This is a genomic window from Rahnella bonaserana, assembly GCF_019049675.1.
GTDB classification, from domain to species: Bacteria; Pseudomonadota; Gammaproteobacteria; order Enterobacterales; family Enterobacteriaceae; genus Rahnella; species Rahnella bonaserana.
Genome location: NZ_JAFMOW010000067.1, coordinates 289,552 through 310,064, shown reverse-complemented (window position 1 = coordinate 310,064; position 20,513 = coordinate 289,552). Strand labels below are relative to the sequence as shown.

The window sequence follows — 20,513 nt, the reverse complement described above, 5'->3', positions numbered from 1 at the left end:
ACTATGCAAAGTATCATTCAAATTCATACCGCTGATAACGTCGCTGTGGCTTTGCGCGATATCGAGGCGGGCGAGCAGGTCGAAGCGGGCGGATATTCCGCTGTTCTGGCTCAGCCTGTGGCCCGTGGTCACAAGTTTGCCCTGCGCCCGATTGCGGCCGGGGAAAACATTGTTAAATATGGTTTGCCGATCGGGCATGCGCTGGCTGACATCGCGCCGGGTGTGCATATTCACTCGCAAAATGGCAAAACCAATCTCAGCGATCTGGACGAATATCAGTATCAGCCTGATTTCGCCACTTTGCCTGAACAGATGGCGGATCGTGATGTGCAGATCTTCCGCCGTAAAAATGGTCAGGTCGGGATCCGTAATGAGCTGTGGCTGATCCCGACCGTGGGTTGCGTCAACGGGATTGCCCGTCAGATCCAGACTCGTTTCCTGAAAGAAACCAACGACGCGGAAGGTACCGACGGCGTTTACCTGTTCACGCATCCGTTCGGTTGTTCACAGCTGGGCGACGATCACGTGAATACCCGTACCATGCTGCAAAACATGGTGCGCCATCCGAATGCGGGTGCGGTGCTGGTGATCGGCCTCGGTTGTGAAAACAATCAGGTGGATGTATTCCGTGAAACGCTGGGCGACGTTGACGAAGAACGCGTGCGTTTCATGACGCTGCAAAAATTCGACGACGAAGTGGAAGCCGGTCTGGAACGTCTGCGCGAACTGTATGCCGTAATGCGTGACGATAAACGCGTTCCCGGCAAACTCAGCGAACTGAAATTCGGCCTGGAATGCGGCGGTTCAGACGGCTTGTCCGGTATCACCGCGAACCCGCTGCTGGGACGTTTCTCTGATTATGTGATCGCCAACGGCGGGACTTCCGTGCTGACAGAAGTGCCTGAAATGTTTGGTGCGGAACGCATTCTGATGAGCCGTTGCCGCGATGAAGGTACGTTTGAGAAAACCGTTCACATGGTGAATGATTTCAAACAGTACTTTATCGAACACAATCAGCCAATTTACGAGAATCCGTCTCCGGGTAACAAAGCCGGTGGTATCACCACGCTGGAAGAAAAATCGCTGGGCTGTACGCAGAAAGCCGGTCAAAGCCCGGTGATGGACGTGCTGAAATACGGCGAACGTCTCACTACACCGGGTCTGAACCTGCTGAGTGCGCCGGGTAACGACGCCGTCGCCACCAGTGCGCTGGCGGGAGCCGGTTGCCATATGGTGCTGTTCAGTACCGGACGCGGCACGCCTTACGGTGGATTTGTTCCGACGGTGAAACTGGCAACCAACAGTGAACTGGCGGCGAAAAAACCGCACTGGATCGATTTCGATGCCGGACAACTGATCCACGATGTCAGCATGGATCAGCTGCTGGGTGAATTTGTGGATCTGATCGTGGCGATCGCCGATGGCCGCAAAGCCAAAAACGAACTCAATGATTTCCGTGAATTAGCCATCTTTAAAAGCGGTGTCACATTGTAACCACTCAGGTTTATCGTTAGGATGAAACGGCGTTTCAGTTATGAAGCGCCGTTTGCTTTTGCAGCGCAAGACCTCCACGTATGAGACTCCTGACAAATGACGTATTACTGGTTTGCCCAGTCAGTTGGTGTTGTGGCCTTCGTGGTCGGCATCACGATGTTTTTCAACCGCAGCGACCGCCGCTTCAAACAACAGCTTTCTGCCTACAGCGCCATTATCGGCGTGCATTTCCTGATGATGGGCGCAGCCCCCGCGGGCATGAGCGCCTTACTGAACTCACTGCGCACGCTGATTTCACTGCGCACCCGTAATCAGTGGATCATGGTTGTTTTTATCGTGCTGACGCTGGTGTTAGGGCTTAGCCGTGCCCATCACTGGGTAGAATTATTGCCAGTCGGTGCGACGGTGGTGAGTACCTGGGCGCTGTTTCGCACCAGCGGGCTGACCACGCGCTGCATTATGTGGTGCTCAACCTGCTGCTGGGTGGCGCACAATATCTGGCTCGGCTCGATTGGCGGATCGCTTATCGAAGGCAGTTTTCTGGTGATGAACGGCTTTAACATCATCCGCTTCCGCCGCCTGCAACTGCGCGGTATCGACCCGTTCGAGGTCGAGAAGAAGATAGTCCAGAAGATGGATGAGCAGGGGTAATCCCTGCTTTTTTAGTTCTCTTTTCGTATTCCTTCTTATTTTGAATCTGCTCACAAATCGCAATAATAATTCTGCGTTTCTTCCTGCATTGATTACTTCCTCCGGTTTGCCTCGTTGACAACTTCAGGTCTCAGGAGTAGTTTTCGATTCCGTGGGAGCGGTCCCACGGAAAAGGGAAAAATCATGGACGTTATTCAGGGATTACTGAAAGAGATATACGACGGGAAACTGACACCGGTATTATTAGATGATCTGATTACACGTATTGAAGTTGCCAGAAATCAGATTTCCTATACTGCCAAACAGGGATGGGATGAAAAAGATGTGGTATTGATTACCTATGCTGATCAGTTCACGAATAAAGAAGAAAAAACACTTTCAGTATTCGACGGTTTTTATCAGCAGCATCTGGCGGATATTTTTAATATTGTGCATTTTTTGCCATTCTATCCTTATTCATCTGATGACGGTTTCTCGGTTATTGATTATCAGCAGGTCAATCCGGTGGCGGGGGACTGGAAAGATATCCGTAAGCTCGGCCTGTCTGCACGGCTGATGTTTGATTATGTCTGCAATCATATTTCCGCGAGCAGTGAATGGTTTTTACAATATCTGGCGGGCAATCCGAAATATGAAAACTATTTTATTAGCCTGAACGAAAATAGTGATTTATCTGCCGTGACCCGTCCCCGCAGATCGCCGTTGTTAACGCCTTTCCGTTGTGAGAATGGCGAAACCCGTCATGTCTGGACCACCTTCAGCGCGGATCAGATCGACCTGAATTTTGCGCATCCTGACGTACTGCGCGACATGCTGGACGTGTTGCTGAAATACCTGTCGGAAGGCGCTGAATATGTGCGTCTCGATGCGGTTGGCTACATGTGGAAGGAACCCGGCACCTCCTGTATTCACCTGTCAAAAACACATCTGCTGGTGAAGTTATTCCGCGCCGTGGTGGATTATGTTTCACCCGGCACCGTGATTATTACCGAGACCAACGTACCGCATCAGGACAACATCAATTACTTTGGTAACGGGTTTGATGAGGCGCAGATGGTCTATCAGTTCCCGCTGCCTCCGCTGGTCCTGCATGCCATTCACAGTGAAAACGCTGAAACGCTGAAACGCTGGGCTGCCGGCCTGGAGGCCTGCACACCCGCGACCACCTTCTTTAATTTTCTTGCCTCCCATGACGGTATTGGCCTGAATCCGTTACGCGGATTATTGCCGGAATCAGAGATCCTGCAACTGGTGGATGCGTTGCAACAGGAAGGTGCGCTCGTCTCCTATAAAAATAATCCGGATGGCAGCACCAGCCCGTATGAAGTCAACGTCACCTATATGGATGCGCTGAACCGGCAGACGGACGACGATGATATCCGTCTGCAACGCTTCATGCTGGCACACGCCATTTTGCTGGCATTCCCTGGTGTTCCTGCGGTGTATATTCAAAGTATTCTCGGTTCACGTAACGATATTCAGGGGGTCAAAAGTGCTGGTCATAACCGGGCAATTAACCGGCAGAAATATGATGTCACGAAAATTGAACAGATATTGTCTGAACCTGACTCATTACGCGCGCGGGTATTTAGTGAACTGAAAAAATTAATTGCCTGCCGGACTGAACAGGCGGCATTTCATCCTTCCGCCCCGATGCAGGTCATCGCGTCGCATGAAAGCGTGTTTGCCTTTATCCGCGGGCAGGAAAATGAAGAAGTAATATGCCTGTTTAACCTTTCCGCTAAACATATCCAGGCCACTCTTCCTTCGGGGGATTATCAGGTCTTATCTTGTGATCATTCACTGAAGTGTGACGGGGGAATAACATTAAAGCCTTATCAATATATCTGGTTACGTCATTGAGTTAGTCATCATTCTAATGCTTGGTATTTAAAAGGGTGTGATATTTCACAGGCCAGCGATTCCGGCTGGCTATAAATTAGCAAAGGAGATGTCCATGAATATAAAAATGAAAAGAAAATATATCCTTATAACCCCGTTATTATTATCCACATTATGTTTATCAGCCTGTGAGGATGCCAAAGAGAAACAGGTCACCATTGAGTTTATGCATTCTTCGGTGGAACAGGAACGCCAGGTGGTGATTAATCAGCTCATCACGAAATTTGAACAGGAAAATCCGCAGATCACCATCAAGCCGGTGCCGGTGGAAGAAGATGCCTATAACACCAAAGTGATTACGCTGGCCCGTACCGGCGCACTGCCAGCCGTTATCGAAGTCAGTCACGATTACGCCAAAGTGATGGATCAGGAACAGCTGATTGACCGCGATGCTATCAGGCAGGTGATCGACGGCATTGGCGCTGATCAGTTCTATCCCGGCGTATTGCGCATCGTGCGCACGGAAGAAGGCCAGCATTATACCGGCGTGCCTATCCACGGCTGGATCCAGGGGATTTGGTACAACAAGTCACAACTGGCCGACGCCGGATTCTCTGCGCCACAAAACTGGCAGGATGTCACCCGCATTGCTGCGGCATTTAATCAGCCCGCGCAGAAAAAATATGGGATCGCGTTACCGACTGCCGAAAGTGTTCTGACTGAACAGGCGTTCTCGCAGTTTGCGCTTTCCAACGATGCCAATGTTTTTGATGCGCAGGGGAAAATTACTGTCGATACGCCTGCCATGCAGCAGGCACTGGATTATTACCGTCAGCTCGCCACTTTCTCGATGCCCGGTTCCAATGACGTCATGGAAATCAAAGACGCCTTTATGAACGGCACCGTGCCAATGGCGATTTACTCCACTTACATCCTTCCTGCGGTGTACAGCGAAGGCAAAGCGGCCAGTCTCGGGTTTGCCGTACCGACCGAAAAATCCAAAGCCGTCTACGGCACCATTACCTCCCTGACCATTTCCAACGGACTGGATACACCTGAACGTGAGGCTGCCGAACGTTGGGTGAGCTTCCTCGAAAAACCCGATAACGCGACAGCATGGGTGCTGATGTCGCCGGGTGCCGCGTTGCCGGTGACCAAAGGCGTGACCGGCAATGCTACCTGGCAGAACAATCCGGTGATCAAAGCGTTTGGCACATTGCCGCAAATGCTGGTTAACGAGTTTGCCAACGTTCAGGTGTTCGGCTCCGTCGGGGAGAAAAACTTCGCAGCAATGGGCGATATCACAGGCTCCGCAGTGCTCAGCGAAATGCTCAATGGCGTGACCGTCGGGAAAAAGGATCCGCAGCAGTCGCTGGCGGAAGGGCAAAAGCGTATCGAAACACTGATGCAAAAACGCTAAACGCAGGAGCCTGAATTCTCAGGGATGATCATGAAACCACGTAAATTTAACCATTCTGATGGCCGTTTTGCGCTGCTACTGCTCGCCCCCAGCATCTTTTTGCTGGGGTTGCTGGTGGCGTATCCGATGCTGTCGAATATCCAGATCAGCTTTTTGCAAATCCCGCTGAATCCTCGTCTCGATAACCGGTTCGTCGGGCTGGATAACTACATCAGCATTCTCACGGATCCCGGCTTTTATCAATCGCTGTGGGTGACGTTCTGGTACACCGCACTGGTCGTCGCGGGCAGTACCGGGCTGGGATTGGGTGTCGCGCTGTTTTTTAACCGTGAGTTCCGCTTTCGCAAAACGGCGCGTTCGCTGGTGATTTTATCCTACGTCACGCCTTCCATTTCGCTGGTATTCGCCTGGAAATACATGTTTAACAACGGCTACGGCATTGTGAATGTGATCGGTGCTGACATGCTGCACCTGTTCGACGATGCCCCGCTGTGGTTCGACAATCCTGTCAGCAGCTTCATTCTGGTGGTGCTGTTCGCTATCTGGCGCTACTTCCCCTACGCCTTTATTTCGTTTCTGGCGATTTTGCAGACCGTAGACAAATCGCTGTACGAAGCCGCAGGCATGGACGGTGCCAATGCCTGGCAGAAATTTCGCATCGTCACGCTGCCCGCCATTATGCCGGTGCTGGCTACGGTGGTGACTCTGCGCGCCATCTGGATGTTCTACATGTTTGCCGACGTCTACCTGCTGACTAATAAGGTCAACATTCTGGGTGTGTATCTCTACAAAACCGCCTTCGCCTTTAACGATTTAGGTAAAGCAGCCGCCATATCCATGGTGCTGTTTGCCTTGATCTTTATCGTTATCCTTCTTGCCAGAAAACGGGTGAATATCAATGGCAGCAACTAACCGCAAGATCCTGCGCAAAGCGGGCTTTTATGCCAGCCTGCTGATTTTTCTCGGTGCGATGTTATTTCCCTTTTTTATCATGCTGATGACTTCGTTCAAAAGCAGTGAAGAGGCAATTTCGCGCCATCCGACGCTGTTCCCGCAGCAGTGGGATTTCCATCATTACGTGGATATTTTCAATCCGCAGATTTTCCCGTTCCTCACTTATTTCAAAAACAGCCTGACCGTGTCAGTACTGGCCTCCGTGATCGCCGTATTTTTCGGCATCCTCGGCGCTTATGCGTTGTCGCGGTTGCGGTTTAAGGGGCGTATCACCATCAACGCCAGCTTTTATACCGTCTATATGTTTTCCGGCATTTTGCTGGTGGTGCCGCTGTTTAAAATTATTTCGGCGCTGGGGCTCTACGACACCACTACCGCGCTGGTGATCACCATGGTGGTCCAGACCTTACCGACAGCGGTGTTCATGCTCAAAAGTTACTTCGACACCATTCCTCACGACATAGAGGAAGCGGCGATGATGGACGGCCTCAACCGGCTGCAAATCATTTTCTACATCACCGTGCCGCTGGCGATCTCCGGCATCATTTCGGTATTTGTGTACTGCTTTATGGTGGCGTGGAACGACTATCTCTTCGCCTCGATTTTCCTCTCCAGTTCCGCCAATTTCACCCTGCCTGTCGGCCTGAACACGTTGTTCAGCACGCCGGATTATGTCTGGGGAAGAATGATGGCCGCCTCGCTGGTGACCGCGCTGCCGGTCGTCCTGATGTACGCGCTTTCGGAACGGTTTATCAAAGGCAATCTCACCGACGGCGGCGTAAAAGGCTGACGTTAATAACTCACATTGACTGATTAAAGATGAAGGAATATCCGATGAAAAAACTGGTCGCAACCCAGCCACGGGTGGCTGAACTGATGGATTATGAGGACCGCCCGGTCGCGGCAAATGAAGTCAAAATTCGCGTGAAATTTGGCGCACCGAAACACGGTACCGAAGTGGTGGATTTCCGCGGCGTCAGCCCGTTTATTGACGAAGAATTTTCAGCTGAATGGGGAATGTTTGTACCCCGTCCGGCGGATGCGCCGCGCGGTATCGTGTTTGGCGAATTCCAGCTCGGCAACATGGTGGTGGGCACCGTCTGCGAAAAAGGCGGCGAGGTGACGGATTACGAGCTGGGCGATGACGTCTGTACCTACGGGCCGTTAAGCGAAACGGTGATCGTCAACGCGGTGAACAATTACAAATTACGCAAAATGCCCGCCGGTTCCTCATGGAAAAACGCCGTCTGTTATGACCCGGCGCAGTTTGCCATGAGTGGCGTGCGTGACGGCAATGTCCGCGTTGGCGATTTCGTGGTGATTGTCGGTCTGGGTGCGATCGGGCAGATCGCTGTGCAACTGGCGAAAAAGGCCGGCGCCAGCATCGTGATTGGCGTCGATCCGCTGCAAAAACGCGGCGAGATTGCGCTGAAAAACGGCGCAGATGCCGTGTTTGATCCGATCGGTACTGACATCGGGCTGGAGATCAAAAAACTCACCGGCAAACAAGGGGCAGACGTCATTATCGAAACCAGCGGCAACGCCCAGGCATTGCAGGCGGCGCTGCGGGGTATCGCTTACGGCGGCACAATTTCTTATGTCGCCTTTGCTAAACCCTTTGCCGAAGGCTTTAACCTCGGACGGGAAGCCCACTTCAACAACGCCAAAATCGTCTTTTCCCGCGCATGCAGCGAACCCAATCCCGATTATCCCCGCTGGAGCCGTAAACGCATCGAAAACTCCTGCTGGGAACTGCTGATGAACGGCTACCTGAACTGTGAAGACCTGATCGATCCGGTGGTCATGTTCAGCAACAGCGCAGAAAGCTACATGAAATACGTCGATCAACATCCTGATCAGAGCATCAAACTCGGCATCACTTTCTAAAAGGACTTAGACATGAAAATCGGTACACAAAATCAGGCATTCTTCCCGGAAAATATTCTGGAGAAATTCAAATTTATCAAGGCAATGGGTTTTGACGGCTTTGAAATCGACGGCAAATTGCTGGTAAATCATCTCGACGAAGTGAAGGCCGCTATTGCTCAAACTGGCCTGCCGGTGATCACGGCTTGCGGCGGCTATGATGGCTGGATCGGTGATTTCATTGAGGAGCGTCGTCTGAACGGATTGCAGCAAATCACTGCGATTCTGGAAGCCCTTTCGCAGGTCGGCGGTAAAGGGATTATCGTGCCCGCCGCCTGGGGAATGTTTACCTACCGTCTGCCGCCGATGACCTCACCGCGCAGTCAGGCGGGCGACCGTCTCGCCGTCAGTGCATCGCTGCGGGAGCTGGAAAATGTCGCCAGACGCACCGGCACCACTGTCTATCTGGAGCCGCTGAACCGCTATCAGGATCACATGATCAACACGCTGGCAGAGGCACGTCGTTATATCGATGAAGGCCAGTTAGAGCACGTCAAAATCATCGGTGATTTTTATCATATGAGCATTGAGGAAGATTGCCTCAGCGCCGCGTTCCATCAGCAACGCGATCTGCTTGGTCACGTACATATTGCTGACAATCATCGTTACCAGCCGGGCAGCGGCAGTATTGATTTTGGTCGCGTATTTCAGCAACTGAAAGACGATGGCTACGACGGTTATATCGTCTACGAATGCCGCGTACGGGCAGACAATCCGGCGCAGGCTTATCAGGATTCACTGACTTATCTTCGCACTTTACTCTGACGGACAGACCGTAAAATGGAATTTATAACGAAACCGGCAGGCAAACTGAAAGTGGCGCTGGTCGGCGCCGGTCAGGTGGCGGAAAAGGTCCATGCGGCCTGCTACCGTCCAATTCCCGGCGTTGAACTGGTGGCGGTGGTGGATTGCGATCAGGCGCGAGCGGAGGCATTTGCCGGGCGCAACGGTATCGCCCGTGCCTGCACCTCGCTGGAAGAAATGCTGGAGGCTGAACGGCCCGACATCGTCAGCATCTGTACGCCCAACCTTTTCCATCATCAGCAGGTGATCACCGCATTGCAGCATGGCTGCCATGTTTTCTGCGAAAAACCGCCTGCCATGACTGCCGCGCAGGCGCTGGAAATGTGGCAGACAGCGAAACAAGCCGGAAGGCTGCTGGCCTATGATTTTCATCATCGTTTCGCCGAAGATGCGCACATTTTGCGTCAGAAAGTGGCAGCGGGTGAACTGGGCGATGTTTATGTCACTACCGCGCGGGCATTGCGCCGCTGCGGCGTGCCCGGCTGGGGAAATTTTACAGATAAAACGCAGTCCGGCGGCGGCCCGCTGATCGACATCGGCATCCATATGCTGGATGCCGCGATGTACGTGCTCGGTTTTCCGGCGGTGCGCAAAGTGACGGCGCAGATGTTTCAGAAAATCGGTAACCGCAGAAGTGAAGGCCAGTTCGGAAGCTGGGATCCGCAGAAATACAGTGTGGAGGACTCGGTATTTGCTGCCATTGAGTTCTGCAACGGCGGATTGCTGCGTCTGGAAACGTCGTTTGCGCTGAACATTCAGCCGCAGTCGGTGATGAACGTTGAATTTTGCGGTGATAAAGCCGGGGCGACGTTGTTTCCGGCGCAGGTGTATACCGATGAAAAAGGTGAACTGGTGAGATTATTCCACCGTGACGTTGCCGACGATCAGCGCCATCTGCGCAGCGTTCAGGCATTTGTGGCGGCGGTTCGCGGGGAAACGGTGAGTCTGGCGGATGCGGAACAGGGATACCGGATCCAGCAACTGGTGGCGGCTGTCTATAAGTCGGCAGAGTCAGGGGAGAGCGTGTATCTATGATTCAGCCTCAGATACTGCACGAAGCCCCGTTCTCACCGCATCGCCTGAATAAATACGCCAGCCTGCACGCCTGCGGTAACGGGCGGATCGGCATCCGTGGCTGTCATGAAGAAGCCTATACCGATCAGCAACGGGGCATGTTTGTTGCGGGTTTTTATCACCGAGCCAATGCGACCGAAGTCACCGAGCTGGTAAATCTGCCGGACATTACTGGCATGCGCATTGAGCTGAACGGCGAAAGCTTATCGCTGCTTTCCGGTACGCTCGAGTCCTGTAAGCGCGAGTTGCGCACCATGAACGGCGAGCTTTACCGCGAACTGGTCTGGCAGTCAGCTGGCGGTCAGCGGTTCAGAATCGAAACCCGCCGTTTTGTGTCGCTCTCCAGGCTGGCGCTGGTGGCCAGCCGTCTGACCGTTACCGCGCTGGATGCGGATGCGCATCTGAGCATGAGCACCGGCATTGATGCCACGCTCACCAACAGCGGCCGGCAGCATCTGAATGAATGTTCGGTGCGGGTTTTCGATCAAAACGTTTTACAGGGCGAGTACGGGACAACTGATGGACAGCAAAAGGCGATCATCACCAGCCAGTGCCTGTTTCCCGCCCGCGCCAGCAGCAGTTTTTCGGCGAAAAATCGCCAGTTACTGCAACATATCAGCCTGCCTTTAACTGCCGGTGAAGCGGTAACGCTGGAGAAATTCAGCTGGATTGCCACCTCTCTCGACGCGGATTTCCTGCCAGAAAACACCTTCGCAGCACGCTGTCTGGAGGCCCTGCTGGCACACGCGCAGCAAGGTTACGGACACCTGCTGATGGAAAATACCCGCCACTGGCAGCACTACTGGCAGACGTCGCGGGTCTGTGTTGAGTCAGATGATCCACAAGATCAATGTGCGCTGGATTTTGCGCTTTATCACCTGAAACTGATGATCCCGGCGCATGACGCACGCGCCAGCGTGGCGGCGAAAGGGTTGACCGGCGAAGGCTACAAAGGGCATGTGTTCTGGGATACCGAAATATTTATCCTGCCTTTTGCGCTGCTGAATGCGCCGGAACAGGCACGGAAACTGCTGGAGTATCGTTATCTGAACCTGGTGCAGGCGCAGGAAAAAGCCCGGCGCAACGGTTATCAGGGCGCGCTGTTCCCATGGGAAAGCGCATTCAGTGGTGAAGAGGAAACGCCTGAATTCGCCGCAATCAATATCCGCACCGGCCAGCGGCAACGGGTTGCGTCGGCACTGGCGGAGCATCATCTGGTGGCGGATATCGCCTACGCCACGGTGGGCTATTTTCAGGCCACGCTTGACCGTGAGTTTATGCAAGAAATGGGGCTGGCGTTGCTGAAGGAAACGGCGCGTTTCTGGATGAGCCGGGCTGAACGGCGTGGTAACCGGCTGGAAATTCTCAACGTTATCGGGCCGGATGAATACACCGAACATGTTGATAATAATGCGTTTACCAATTATATGGCGCAGTACAACGTGAAGGCCGCCTGTGTCTATCTGCGCGAATTCGATCATCAGGATGAGGCCTTCTTTGGGCAGGCCGCTGACTTTCTGACGCAACTGTATTTACCGCAGCCAGATGAACAGGGCGTGATCGCGCAGGATGATTCCTTCCTCAGCAAACCGCAGTGTGATCTGACAACCTATAAATCGCAGCAGGGCACCCAGGCCATTTTACTGGATTATTCCCGTGCCGAAATCAACGCGATGCAGGTGCTGAAACAGGCCGATGTGGTCATGCTGATGCATTTGCTGCCCGCGCAATTCACGCCGCAATGTCATGCCGCCAGTCTGAATTTTTATGAAGCACGTACGATCCATGACTCTTCGCTGAGTAAATCGGTGCACGCGGTTGTCGCTGCCCGGAGCGGGCAGGTCGCACAGGCATTGCAGTTTTACCGCGAGGCGTGCCGCATCGATCTGGGTGAAGAACCTCACTCTTCAGACGACGGTATTCATGCGGCAGCCACAGCCGCTATCTGGACGGGTGCGGTAATGGGTTTTGCCGGGCTGGATTATCAGTCAGGCGAACTGCATTTCCGGCCATCGCTGCCGCAGGGCTGGACGCGGTTACAGTTTCCCCTTTGCTGGCGTGGAACGCGCCTGACAGTGTCTCTCGAACGACAGCAATTTACCCTCAGCAAAACGGATGCTCAGCCGCTGAAGGTCTGGATCAACGGCCTCTCTCACACATTTACGGAAAGCCTCGTTCTGAAAGGATCTCATGATGAAAACTGAACCCCTGCCGCGAGCCGTGATCTTTGACCTTGATGGCGTGGTAGTCGATACCGCGCACCTGCATTTTATCGCCTGGCAACGGCTGGCGCAGCGTATCGGCATCTCAATCGACACGGCGTTTAATGAGCAACTCAAAGGAGTCAGTCGTCAGGCATCGTTGTTGAAAATTCTCGCTGCTGGCGGACAAACCGGAACTTTTACACAGGCAGACATTGACGCAATGGCAGCGGAGAAAAATGCAGATTATGTCGGATTACTCACCGGCCTGACGACGGCGGACATTTTGCCGGGGATCCGTGAATTGCTGCTCACATTGCGTGAACAGGGCGTGCTCACCGGCCTGGCGTCCGTTTCACAAAATGCCCCGCAGGTGCTCAGGGCGTTAGGTCTGGAAGGGGCTTTCGATTATGTCGCGGATACCCGCCGGATTGCGAATTCCAAACCGCATCCTGAAATTTTCCTCAACGTCTGTGAGGCGCTCAACATCGCGCCACAACAGGCCGTGGGGATCGAAGATGCCCAGGCGGGGATTGATGCATTACGTGCCGGAGGGATTTTTTCCATCGGCATTGGCGCCACGCTGGAAGGGGCCGATTACCGTCTGGATTCTACCGGCGGGCTGACGTGGGCCGTCATCAGGCAACAATGGTTTCGCCATCAGGCTGATATTTAAGGAAAAATTATGGCTCAGATTTCACTGCAACATATTCAGAAAATTTACGACAAGCAGGTTCACGTGGTGAAGGATTTCAATCTGGAAATCGCAGATAAGGAATTCATCGTGTTTGTCGGCCCGTCCGGCTGTGGTAAATCCACCACGCTGCGCATGATTGCAGGACTGGAGGAAATCTCATCGGGTGAATTGCTGATCGACGGCGTGCGCATGAATGACGTCGCGCCAAAAGATCGCGAGATCGCGATGGTGTTTCAGAACTATGCGCTGTATCCGCATATGTCCGTGTACGACAACATGGCGTTTGGACTGAAACTGAGAAAGATTGCGCCGGAAGAGATCAGTCAGCGGGTGGAATATGCAGCACAGATCCTCGGGCTGAAGGAGTATCTGGCGCGACGTCCGGGGGCGCTATCCGGCGGACAGCGTCAGCGGGTCGCGCTCGGGCGTGCAATTGTGCGTGATGCCAAAGTCTTTCTGATGGATGAGCCGCTGTCGAATCTCGATGCCAAGCTGCGGGTGCAGATGCGTGCTGAAATCAGCAAACTGCATCATAAACTTAATACCACGATGATTTATGTCACCCACGATCAGACCGAAGCCATGACCATGGCAACACGAATTGTGGTGATGAAAGACGGTGTTATCCAGCAGGTCGGCGCGCCAAAAGAGGTCTACAACCATCCGCAAAATATGTTCGTTGCTGGTTTTATTGGGTCACCGGCGATGAACTTCATTCGCGGGGCACTGGACGGTGACTGTTTTGTCACTGAAAGTCTGCGCATTCCGGTGCCGCAGGAGCAACTGGCGATACTCAATGCGCAAGGCTATCAGCGTAAGCCACTGGTACTGGGGATCCGTCCGGAAGACATCGCCGGAGCGGATCCTCAGAATGCCCATTTTGAGGCAAGAATTACGGTGGCTGAACTGACCGGCGCGGAATTCATGTTGTATTGCTCGATTGGCGGCCATGAATTTGTCTGCCGCTCAAATGCGAATAGCGACTATCAGGCCGGACAATTATTATCCCTGCGCTTCGATATGGCTAAATGTCATTTCTTTGATTGCGATTCTGAAAGCGTTATTTCCGATTTTTAAAAGAGGTTACCCGTTGTCTTAATATCTGTCCCTACTGTAAAAGGAATTATTATAATGAAAATAAAAGTAGCAGCCGCATTAATTTGTGGCGCATTTTGCTCGTCTGCATTTTCTGCAGAGAGCGAAAGTATTAATAAAAATGAAGATCATAATACACCTGAAATGCTGACACCGGTTCCCATCGGTAATGCAGCACTGCCTTCTGAACCCTGGAAGATTCAGATCGGCGCGATGCAGGAAACGGAGAACACAGAAGGTCAGGGCGATAAGGATGGCGCTTATGAACCCACGGTCTTTATCAACTTCAGCAAAGGGAAATGGAATCTGTACGGCGCGTTTTATCAGGAAGATCATAACGTCGATTATTCCGAAGATACCCGCAGCGACTGGTTTAATCAGATCGAGTTCGATGCGCATTATCAGTTCGTCGACAACGCAGATTATGCTCTGGGACTGATGCTGGGGTTCAGAAACTATCAGTGGCAATATAATGATGACAAAAAGAAAGATGATAAATCTTATCATACCCAGCGTTATACCATTCAGCCCGACTGGTCGGTGTCATTGAGTCCGGCATTAAAATTTAACGGCTGGATGGCGTTATATAATTATTACAATAATATGGATAATAACGGTTATCTGAACAAAGAATTTGAAGGTGAAACTGGTTTGAAATACAGCTTCACCGATGATATCGCGGTGCAGGTGAATTATTATTTAGATCGCGGATGGAATACCGGTGACAGTCAGCGCGGAGAGTTTTCCAAACAGGAAGCGCGCGTCTATTTGCCGCTGAGTGTGGATCTCTTCGCCAGTGGAAAAACGGTGCTGACGCCGTATGTTCGTCGCACGCTGGATACGTATTATTACAATGATGACCGGGGCGAGCGCGAAGGAGAAACTGATACCCGTTTCGGGCTGTTAATTAATCAGCCGTTACCCAACGGCTTTGCCATATCGCTGGAATATGCCTACGAATTGCAGCTGCACGATAATACCGATGCCAGCGCCAATGCGAAGACTAAGTTCCACTATACCGGTGTCGGCGTAACCTATTCCTTCTGATGCAGTGATTACTCCAACAGGAAGCGGTTCTTCCTGTTGGATTTTTTATTTTGCTGAAGACAGGCTTCTGGCCGAGCGATTTATCACTAACTGGGTGGGCACCAGCGTGCGGGAATGCGCGCACGGGCGGTCAAAAATTTTATCGAACAATACTCCGCAACCCAGCCAGCCTAATTCGCGGATCGGAATTTCAATGCCTGTCAGTTCGGGAGACAGTATCGGCGAAATATTATCACTGCTGTAACCGGTGACGGAAAGCTCGTCGGGTATGGATTTCTTCTGTTCATGCGCGGCGCGGTAAATACTCATGACTTTCACCGCATCGGTAGCGAAAACCGCGGTCGGTGCAAGGGGGCTTTTGAGCAAGGCCGTCGCGGCCAGACAGGCGCTTTCGGCGGTATAGCCTCCGTCAATCATCAGACCGGATTGCAAAGGCAGGCCGGCATCCTGCATGGCGCGTTTATAACCGGCAAGGCGATCAATGGAAACATGGTAATCCAGTGGCGCGTGAAGGCAGGCAATATCACGATGCCCGAGAGAAATCAGATGTTCCGTCAGCCGGTAACTGTCCTGAAAATTATCGGTGTCGACGGAGAAAACATGCTGATAAGTTCCCTCGATATTCCCGATGACTACTACGGGAACCTGATAATTATCGAGCTGCTCCAGAATATGTTCGTCGGCGGGTGAGCTGAGCATAATGACGCCTTTCACCATTTTCTCGGTTATTTTGGCGACACACTTCTGTAAATCTTCTTCGCTATTTTTAGACGTTTGCAAAATAACGTCAAAGCCTTCTTCTTCAGCACGAACGGCAATTGATTGCAGTATTTCAGAGAAGAAGGGATTACCGGAGGTTGTTTTGGTCGGGCGGGTAGAGATCACTAAAATCGCATCAAAACCGTCAGACGTCAGCGCACGTGCCAGTTTGCTGGGCTGATAATTCAATGTGCGGATAGCGTCCAGCACTCGTTCACGGGCGTCAGGCGAAATATTAGTTTGGTTGGTGATAACTCTGGAAACGGTAGACTTGGATACTTTTGCCAGACGGGCAATATCATAAATAGTCACTGCCACGATATTTTCACCTCAAATATCCGTATTAAGGACGGGATAGTGATAATACGGGCGTGGTCTGAGGTTGTCCATTTTCCCCAGACCTGATGAAGCGGATTATTTATTCTTCCAGTTTCAGCGGCGGTAACTGACCAAAAATACTCAGCAGGCCTTCGCCCCAGCCTTTACGGATCATGTCGAAATACGGGTGCGTTTCGGTGATGCGGTGCTGTTGCGCGGCGCTGAAGCTGTCGGTCGGATAGGTCATCACATCCAGCGGCAGGCCGACGGAAAGATTACTGCGCAGCGTCGAATCCATCGAAATCAGCGCACATTGCATCGCCTGATCCAGCGCGGTGTCGTAACTCAGCACGCGATCAATAATCGGTTTGCCGTACTTACTTTCACCGATCTGGAAATACGGCGTGTCGTGTGTGGCTTCGATGAAATTTCCCTGCGGATAAATGTGGAACAGCCGCAGGCCTTCCCCTTTTATCTGGCCGCCGAGCAACAGGTTGCAGCTGAAATCCGTGTTGCCGCCCTGATTCGCGCCGCTGTCCCGTGCAATTACTTCCCGTACCGTTTCCCCCAGCAGGCTGGCGGCATCGTACAGCGACTTCACGTTCAGCAGGTTTTCCCGCTCATCGTCTGAGCAGCGGCGATGCAGCAGGCTGATAATGCTTTGTGTGGTCGCCAGATTTCCGGCGCTCTGGATCACCAGCACGCGTTCATCGCTTTGATGAAAAACATGCAGTTTACGGAAGGTGGAAATATGGTCCACTCCGGCATTGGTGCGTGAGTCTGAAACAAACACCAGGCCTGAGGACAAGCGCATGGCCACACAGTAAGTCATAAAAATTTTCCTCAGGCGTCAGGTTTATTGTGGTACGTCGAGAATGGCAACGGCCGCGACAGTGCGCATGTCTTCACTTCCTCCACCCAACCGGATACCGCGGACCGGGCATGCATCAAGATAATCTATGCCGATAGCCAGTTTCAAATGCTGATTCGGCTTGCAGGTGTTATTGGTGACATCAAAGCTCTGCCAGCGGTCATCCAGCCAGGCTTCCGCCCAGGCGTGCATGGCCACATGTGCCGAATCTTCCGAGTAGAGATAGCCGCTGACGTAACGCGCCGGAATGCCCAGACTGCGGCAACAGGCCAGGAATACGTGAGTGTGATCCTGACACACGCCGGTTTGCGCCGAAAACGCCTGCGAGGCGCTGTCTTTCACCGTGGTAGTGCCGGGGTTATACGGCATTTTCAGCAGCAGTTCGCCCATCAGGTTACACAGGCTTTCATGCTGCGCCTGCGGACGGTAATAGCGGCTGGCGAAATCCCTGATCGCGCCGTCAGCCAGTGTCAGCGGGCTGGTGCGTAAAAACACCAGCGGTGAAAGATGCCCGCAGTTGTCATCCTCCGTATTGTCTTCGATCTCCACCACGCCGTTGGCGACAATAGTAATGGCCTGATGGGGCTGATCGAGAGTCAGGACATGCAGCACATTGCCATACGCATCGAGCGTGCGGGTGGCGTATTCCGGTAACGTCAGATCCCAGGACAATATCTTCTGATGGCTGGAATCCTGTGGCGTAAGGCGCAGATATTGCGTGCTGTGTTTAACCTGCTGCGCATAGCTGTAATGCGTCTGATGCGTGACATTGAGTTTCATTATTGAGCCTCCAGATAGGTTTGATGAATGCTCTCAGCGATGGCATTAGTCTGGTCAAGGAATTGCATTAACCAGGGGCTGAGGCCCATCTCAACAATTTCTTCCATTTCGGTGAAACGCAGCTGAGCGTGAAGGGTATGAACACGGCGGCGGGGCAGATTACCCGCCGTGCCGCCGATTTCCTCCAGCTGTTCGGCCATAATTTCGATGCACGAAAGCAGTGAGCGCGGTAACTCGCGGCGCAACACCAGCAGTTCGGCGATACGCTTCTGGCTGAGTTGTTGCTTGTACAGTGTGTGGAACGCTTCGCGGGCGCTGACGGCACGCAGCAACGTGTCCATCCGGTAGTATTCGCGCACCGGATCTTCATCGGCATTCAGCAACTGGTTTTTAGCATCCAGCAGGCGCGCGGTGCTGTCTGCACGTTCCAGCATGGTGCCGAGCCGGATGAAGTTCTGCGCATCGCTGCGCAATAAGGTACCGAACATCGCGCCGCGGAAAAGGTGTGAGCGCTCCTTAACCCAGTCAAAGAACGAGTCTGCACCGGCAGAACCCACGCCCTGACGGCGGATCAGTTTCATCTCAATCCAGGTGGCATTGATGCTTTCCCACACTTCAGACGACAGGCTGCCGCGCACCGCATGCGCATTGTTCCAGGCCATTTGCAGGCAACTGAAAATGCTGCTGTGGTTGAAACTGTCCAGTGCGAAAAAGTTGAGAAGGTTACTCATCGTCTCCTGCGGATAGTGCTCACTGAATAATGTGCGTGTGCCGGTCATGGTCAGCGGTACCAGCAGATCATTGTTTTCATCGCGGGCGTTGACGTCACGGATCGACATCATCGACAGCTTGTTAGTCACGTCCAGCAGGCGTGCAATATTCTCGGCGCGTTCCAGATAACGCGCCATCCAGTACAGTTCGCTGGCTGTTCTGCTTAGCATGCGTCATCCTCCGTTGGATTTTCTTCCAGCACCCAGGTGTCTTTGGTGCCGCCGCCCTGAGATGAATTCACCACCAGCGAGCCTTCCGCCAGCGCCACGCGGGTTAAGCCGCCGGGCACCAGACGGATTTCCGCACCGGTCAGGGCAAAAGGTCGCAGGTCGATATGACGCGGTGCCAGCCCGTTGCCGACAAAGGTCGGGCAGGTAGAAAGCGCCAGTGTTTCCTGTGCGATGTAGTTTTCCGGGCGGGTACGCAGTAATTCGCGAAAGCGTTCGATTTCCGCTTTGCTGGCGGTCGGGCCAATCAGCATGCCGTAACCGCCTGCGCCATGAACCTCTTTCACCACCATTTTTTCCAGATTCGCCAGCACGAAAGACAGATCGCTTTCCTTGCGGCATTGCCAGGTCGGCACGTTATTGAGGATCGGATCTTCCGCCAGATAGTAGCGGATCATCTCCGGCACATACGGGTAGATCGATTTGTCATCCGCCACGCCGGTACCGATCGCATTGGCCAGCACCACGCCACCGGATCGATAAACCGACAGCAGGCCGGGAACGCCAAGCATCGAGTCGGCGCGGAAGGCCAGCGGATCGAGGAACGCATCGTCGATACGCCGGTAGATCACGTCAATTTTGCAGGGACCGGCGGTGGTGCGCATAAACACCGCGCCGTCTTTGACGAACAAATCGACGCTTTCCACCAGTTCAACGCCCATTTGCTGAGCGAGAAAACTGTGTTCGAAATAGGCGCTGTTAAAGCGACCCGGCGTCAGCACAACTACGGTCGGATCGTTGACCGGCGTGCTTTCACGCAAGGTTTGCAGTAAGTGGGAAGGGTAGCGGGACACCGGTGCGATACGTTGTTCGGCAAACAGTTCGGGGTATAACCGCATCATCATCTTGCGGTTTTCCATCATGTACGACACGCCGGACGGCGTACGCAGATTGTCTTCCAGCACGTAATATTCGCCATCGCCGCCGCGCACCATGTCGGTTCCGGCAATGTGGGCGTAGGTATCGCGATGAAGATCAATGCCCTGCATGCACGGCTGATACTGATCGTTGGCCAGCACCTGTTCCGCCGGGACGATCCCCGCTTTGAGGATCTTCTGGTCGTGGTAAATATCGTGCAGAAAAGCATTCAGCGCCTGAACCCGCTGGCAGATCCCGCGATCGAGCATTTGCCATTCGCTGGCCGGAATAATGCGCGGCACGCTGTCGAACGGGATCAGCCGTTCTGCACCGTCATCTTCGCCGTAAACGTTAAAGGTAATTCCCACCCGATGGAACAACAGCGCAGCTTCCTCTTTTTTGCGCTGGACTGCCTGTTGATCAGCTTGCTGCAACCACTGCCAGTAGGCCTGATAATGGCTGCGGTGTTTGCCATCAGCCATTAACATCTCATCAAAAAAGGGTGAATCGGAAAGGTCAATCTTGATCATCATCACCTCACAAACTGGACAGGCTGCAATTGAATCGTTCAATAACAATGAAGATCAGGCATAAAGTGTGCCAGCGTGCAAAACGGGCTGAAAATCAGGGGAAATAAGGTGGGACTGCTTAATTATAGAGCGTGAAAGGGTTTCTTTGCCTGAAAATGGGGCAAAAAAAACCAGCCCGCAGGCTGGTCTGGTGC

General features: G+C 52.9%; 18 protein-coding genes. 13 read left to right on the top strand and 5 right to left on the bottom strand.

Annotation, left to right across the window (positions count from 1 at the left end):
- Positions 1–3: 3 nt before the first annotated feature.
- The 13 genes from J1778_RS20850 (at position 4) to J1778_RS20790 (ending at position 15,205) form a co-directional block, all read left to right on the top strand.
- A complete protein-coding gene (locus J1778_RS20850) occupies positions 4–1,494 on the top strand; it encodes a UxaA family hydrolase (RefSeq protein WP_217174785.1) in 1,491 nt (496 codons plus the stop codon).
- A 96-nt stretch (positions 1,495–1,590) separates the two neighbouring features.
- A complete protein-coding gene (locus J1778_RS20845; protein ID WP_217174784.1) occupies positions 1,591–2,145 on the top strand; it encodes a YgjV family protein in 555 nt (184 codons plus the stop codon).
- A gap of 183 nt (positions 2,146–2,328) precedes the next feature.
- Positions 2,329–4,008 carry an alpha-amylase family glycosyl hydrolase gene (locus tag J1778_RS20840; RefSeq protein WP_217174783.1) on the top strand — a complete coding sequence of 560 codons (1,680 nt, stop codon included), beginning with the start codon at positions 2,329–2,331 and terminating at the stop codon, positions 4,006–4,008.
- 106 nt (positions 4,009–4,114) lie between these two features.
- A complete protein-coding gene (locus tag J1778_RS20835) occupies positions 4,115–5,407 on the top strand; it encodes an ABC transporter substrate-binding protein (protein ID WP_217174932.1) in 1,293 nt (430 codons plus the stop codon).
- 30 nt (positions 5,408–5,437) lie between these two features.
- Positions 5,438–6,319 carry a carbohydrate ABC transporter permease gene (locus tag J1778_RS20830; RefSeq protein ID WP_217174782.1) on the top strand — a complete coding sequence of 294 codons (882 nt, stop codon included), beginning with the start codon at positions 5,438–5,440 and terminating at the stop codon, positions 6,317–6,319.
- A complete protein-coding gene (locus tag J1778_RS20825) occupies positions 6,306–7,151 on the top strand; it encodes a carbohydrate ABC transporter permease (RefSeq protein WP_217174781.1) in 846 nt (281 codons plus the stop codon). Before J1778_RS20830 ends, J1778_RS20825 begins: the two co-directional genes overlap by 14 nt.
- A 44-nt stretch (positions 7,152–7,195) precedes the next feature.
- Complete coding sequence (locus J1778_RS20820) at positions 7,196–8,248, top strand: D-guloside 3-dehydrogenase (RefSeq protein WP_217174780.1); 1,053 nt, start codon at positions 7,196–7,198, stop codon at positions 8,246–8,248.
- A 12-nt stretch (positions 8,249–8,260) separates the two neighbouring features.
- The gene (locus J1778_RS20815; protein WP_217174779.1) at positions 8,261–9,052 is read left to right on the top strand and encodes a sugar phosphate isomerase/epimerase family protein; all 792 of its coding nucleotides are present in this window, start codon (positions 8,261–8,263) and stop codon (positions 9,050–9,052) included.
- 15 nt (positions 9,053–9,067) lie between these two features.
- Positions 9,068–10,126, top strand: coding sequence for a Gfo/Idh/MocA family protein (locus J1778_RS20810; protein ID WP_217174778.1), 1,059 nt, complete (start codon positions 9,068–9,070; stop codon positions 10,124–10,126).
- The gene (locus tag J1778_RS20805; protein WP_217174777.1) at positions 10,123–12,369 is read left to right on the top strand and encodes a glycoside hydrolase family 65 protein; all 2,247 of its coding nucleotides are present in this window, start codon (positions 10,123–10,125) and stop codon (positions 12,367–12,369) included. Before J1778_RS20810 ends, J1778_RS20805 begins: the two co-directional genes overlap by 4 nt.
- Positions 12,359–13,042 carry a beta-phosphoglucomutase gene (pgmB, locus tag J1778_RS20800; protein ID WP_217174776.1) on the top strand — a complete coding sequence of 228 codons (684 nt, stop codon included), beginning with the start codon at positions 12,359–12,361 and terminating at the stop codon, positions 13,040–13,042. Before J1778_RS20805 ends, pgmB begins: the two co-directional genes overlap by 11 nt.
- 9 nt (positions 13,043–13,051) lie before the next feature.
- Positions 13,052–14,140 carry an ABC transporter ATP-binding protein gene (locus J1778_RS20795; RefSeq protein WP_217174775.1) on the top strand — a complete coding sequence of 363 codons (1,089 nt, stop codon included), beginning with the start codon at positions 13,052–13,054 and terminating at the stop codon, positions 14,138–14,140.
- Between the two features lie 54 nt (positions 14,141–14,194).
- Entirely contained in the window at positions 14,195–15,205 is a 1,011-nt protein-coding gene (locus J1778_RS20790) for an OmpG family monomeric porin (protein ID WP_217174774.1), read from the top strand.
- A gap of 45 nt (positions 15,206–15,250) precedes the next feature.
- On the opposite strand, the gene J1778_RS20785 is transcribed toward J1778_RS20790, so the two are convergent.
- From J1778_RS20785 to J1778_RS20765, 5 genes are all read right to left on the bottom strand, one after another.
- Positions 15,251–16,282, bottom strand: coding sequence for a LacI family DNA-binding transcriptional regulator (locus J1778_RS20785; RefSeq protein WP_217174773.1), 1,032 nt, complete (start codon positions 16,280–16,282; stop codon positions 15,251–15,253).
- 100 nt (positions 16,283–16,382) lie between these two features.
- Entirely contained in the window at positions 16,383–17,114 is a 732-nt protein-coding gene (locus J1778_RS20780) for a proteasome-type protease (RefSeq protein WP_217174772.1), read from the bottom strand.
- A 24-nt stretch (positions 17,115–17,138) separates the two neighbouring features.
- Positions 17,139–17,933 (bottom strand): transglutaminase family protein, encoded by a 795-nt coding sequence (locus J1778_RS20775; protein ID WP_217174771.1) that lies wholly within the window; start codon positions 17,931–17,933, stop codon positions 17,139–17,141.
- A complete protein-coding gene (locus tag J1778_RS20770; protein WP_217174770.1) occupies positions 17,933–18,874 on the bottom strand; it encodes an alpha-E domain-containing protein in 942 nt (313 codons plus the stop codon). The genes J1778_RS20775 and J1778_RS20770 overlap by 1 nt, the downstream gene beginning before the upstream one ends.
- Positions 18,868–20,319 carry a circularly permuted type 2 ATP-grasp protein gene (locus tag J1778_RS20765; RefSeq protein WP_217174769.1) on the bottom strand — a complete coding sequence of 484 codons (1,452 nt, stop codon included), beginning with the start codon at positions 20,317–20,319 and terminating at the stop codon, positions 18,868–18,870. The genes J1778_RS20770 and J1778_RS20765 overlap by 7 nt, the downstream gene beginning before the upstream one ends.
- Positions 20,320–20,513 lie beyond the last annotated feature (194 nt).

What these genes read in the sequence shown, in the direction of transcription:
- J1778_RS20850 (WP_217174785.1), top strand. Translation starts at nt 4, where the DNA reads ATGCAAAGTATCATTCAAATTCATACCGCTGATAACGTCGCTGTGGCT.
- J1778_RS20845 (WP_217174784.1), top strand. Translation starts at nt 1,591, where the DNA reads ATGACGTATTACTGGTTTGCCCAGTCAGTTGGTGTTGTGGCCTTCGTG.
- J1778_RS20840 (WP_217174783.1), top strand. Translation starts at nt 2,329, where the DNA reads ATGGACGTTATTCAGGGATTACTGAAAGAGATATACGACGGGAAACTG.
- J1778_RS20835 (WP_217174932.1), top strand. Translation starts at nt 4,115, where the DNA reads ATGAAAAGAAAATATATCCTTATAACCCCGTTATTATTATCCACATTA.
- J1778_RS20830 (WP_217174782.1), top strand. Translation starts at nt 5,438, where the DNA reads ATGAAACCACGTAAATTTAACCATTCTGATGGCCGTTTTGCGCTGCTA.
- J1778_RS20825 (WP_217174781.1), top strand. Translation starts at nt 6,306, where the DNA reads ATGGCAGCAACTAACCGCAAGATCCTGCGCAAAGCGGGCTTTTATGCC.
- J1778_RS20820 (WP_217174780.1), top strand. Translation starts at nt 7,196, where the DNA reads ATGAAAAAACTGGTCGCAACCCAGCCACGGGTGGCTGAACTGATGGAT.
- J1778_RS20815 (WP_217174779.1), top strand. Translation starts at nt 8,261, where the DNA reads ATGAAAATCGGTACACAAAATCAGGCATTCTTCCCGGAAAATATTCTG.
- J1778_RS20810 (WP_217174778.1), top strand. Translation starts at nt 9,068, where the DNA reads ATGGAATTTATAACGAAACCGGCAGGCAAACTGAAAGTGGCGCTGGTC.
- J1778_RS20805 (WP_217174777.1), top strand. Translation starts at nt 10,123, where the DNA reads ATGATTCAGCCTCAGATACTGCACGAAGCCCCGTTCTCACCGCATCGC.
- pgmB (WP_217174776.1), top strand. Translation starts at nt 12,359, where the DNA reads ATGAAAACTGAACCCCTGCCGCGAGCCGTGATCTTTGACCTTGATGGC.
- J1778_RS20795 (WP_217174775.1), top strand. Translation starts at nt 13,052, where the DNA reads ATGGCTCAGATTTCACTGCAACATATTCAGAAAATTTACGACAAGCAG.
- J1778_RS20790 (WP_217174774.1), top strand. Translation starts at nt 14,195, where the DNA reads ATGAAAATAAAAGTAGCAGCCGCATTAATTTGTGGCGCATTTTGCTCG.
- J1778_RS20780 (WP_217174772.1), bottom strand. Translation starts at nt 17,114, where the DNA reads ATGACTTACTGTGTGGCCATGCGCTTGTCCTCAGGCCTGGTGTTTGTT.
- J1778_RS20775 (WP_217174771.1), bottom strand. Translation starts at nt 17,933, where the DNA reads ATGAAACTCAATGTCACGCATCAGACGCATTACAGCTATGCGCAGCAG.
- J1778_RS20770 (WP_217174770.1), bottom strand. Translation starts at nt 18,874, where the DNA reads ATGCTAAGCAGAACAGCCAGCGAACTGTACTGGATGGCGCGTTATCTG.
- J1778_RS20765 (WP_217174769.1), bottom strand. Translation starts at nt 20,319, where the DNA reads ATGATCAAGATTGACCTTTCCGATTCACCCTTTTTTGATGAGATGTTA.